The 1,843-nt window shown below is 53.9% G+C and carries 1 protein-coding gene and 1 pseudogene; one reads left to right on the top strand and one right to left on the bottom strand.

What is annotated here, in order from left to right; genetic code table 11:
- Positions 1 to 116 precede the first annotated feature (116 nt).
- Positions 117 to 962 (top strand): RHS repeat-associated core domain-containing protein, encoded by an 846-nt coding sequence (locus tag ABLE43_RS23110; protein ID WP_348980277.1) that lies wholly within the window; start codon positions 117 to 119, stop codon positions 960 to 962.
- A gap of 619 nt (positions 963 to 1,581) precedes the next feature.
- Here the strand turns inward: ABLE43_RS23110 and ABLE43_RS23105 are convergent.
- Positions 1,582 to 1,843 (bottom strand): annotated as a pseudogene (locus ABLE43_RS23105) (IS701 family transposase); the annotation flags it as partial.

The following is a 1,843-nucleotide window of genomic DNA, read 5'->3' as shown; positions in this document are numbered from 1 at the left end:
AATCGTCGTCGATCAGGCGTCCGCGGCACACCCGCCAAGGTCAATGCGAACGCTGGTCTTGCGGCCAGCGAAGGGGTAAACTCGGGCAGTATCTCGGATGGCAGTCATGAGAGCGTATATCTGGGTCCGTTCTGTGTACCGACCCCTATCCGGGGACGACGAACACCGGGCGGTTCCAGTATACCGGGCAGGCGTGGATCGCGGAACTGGGGCTGTATTACTACAAAGCGCGGATGTACTCTCCGGGCATGGGCCGCTTCCTCCAGACCGATCCGATCGGATATGCCGACGGGATCAACTGGTACAACTACGTCGGTGGGGATCCGGTGAATAAGAGGGATCCAAGCGGCGGATGCATGAAGTTTATTTGGGATGGGAAGGAGTCTGTTGTGCAGACGACAGCTTACCCAGGGCCATGCGACGAAGATAAGAGCAGGGACAACAATACGATTCCTTCGTGGTTTTGGAGCCCGGCACCTTCTGATGCATCACCTCTCCGGCCTGGCGGTAGTGGTGGCGGTGGTAGCCAAGTTCCAGCGCCGCGAACGGCTGTTAAACCTACCTATTGCTCATCTCCACTATACCGGCTTTCGAGCTTGGCTGACACGAGCGGCAAGGTGCTTGCAGGAATAGGAGTAGCAGGAGTCGTGGGCTCTGGGGTAGCTACACTGATTACTGGTGGAACGGCTTTGCCAATAACTGGCCCCATTGCCCTATTCTCTAGTAGAGTAGCTGTGTTGGGATCTGCAATCGCAGATCTAGGAGCCGTCGGAAAAGCTTCCGCAGCGCAAGGTGCCGGCTTGTCGACGGTGAATGTTGCAGCATCCGCTGCTTTAGGATTGACTGTAGGTAGGATTTCTAGCGTCTTCGCCGGAGGCGCTAAAGGAGCGGGACTTGGTTTGTTTACGGGTACCGTAACGGATGCAGCCTTGAATGCCGGTTCTCCTGATCCCTGTGGCTGAAGGATCTGGTAATGTATAATCTTCTAGTCGCACTTTATGTTTTGTTGACGTCCTTTGTGTTAGCATCTGCTGGTTACGCCCAAGGTAGGCACGACCCCATGTTGCTAGTATTAGCAGTTCTGTGCGGAGCAGGGGCAATCTGCGTGACCATGAATGTCGGACCACTTTTGGTTGCGCGCCTAAGAGACGCGTTTGGCAGCGTAGCAAATAAACGAGCTATATACGTATCTCTATCATCCTATTGCGCATCAATGCTGATAGTAATTTTTAATATTATTAATGGAAAATTATTTTTGAATGGTAGCGCAAGTGAAGTGCCTCTTTACATTTCCGCTGCACTGGTAGTTGTATCTATAGCTATTCCCCTATTCTGTGGATTTATTGACGATTTACGAGATAGTAGAGGTTAAGTAATGTTTTACTAAAGATGTAATCTATCCATATTAGCATTACAGTTGCGTTTTTGATCGGAAATGTGATCTTAGAGCTGCGGCTTGGTGGGCGCGTCGCCAGCATGATCAGGCGATAACGTGACGAGGCTCGATGCGTCGCTGTGCCAGCCTGATGACGATACGGCGGATTTCCTGGACGGACCAGCGGATCAGGTCCGTGGCCTCGTCTAGGCTCTTTTTGGGGGCGCGGCATTGGCACGGGTGCGAATAGCCGCCAGCATTGCAAAGGCCAGCATGACGAGCGAGACGTGCCGGTGCCAGCCATGCCGGGAGCGGGTCTCGTTGTGGTCGAGGCCGAGTTCATTCTTGGCGGTCTCGAAGCTGTCCTCGATGGCCCAGCGATGCCCTTCCACCCCGACAAGGGTTTCGATGGTTGTGCCGGCAGGGCTACCCATGTCGTGAAGAAGGCAAGGTCGTCACCGGCGACGT

The sequence above is a fragment of the Sphingomonas silueang genome (genome assembly GCF_040049155.1).
In the GTDB taxonomy this organism is placed as follows: Bacteria; Pseudomonadota; Alphaproteobacteria; order Sphingomonadales; family Sphingomonadaceae; genus Sphingomonas; species Sphingomonas silueang.
This window is presented reverse-complemented; position numbering and strand designations above follow the sequence as displayed.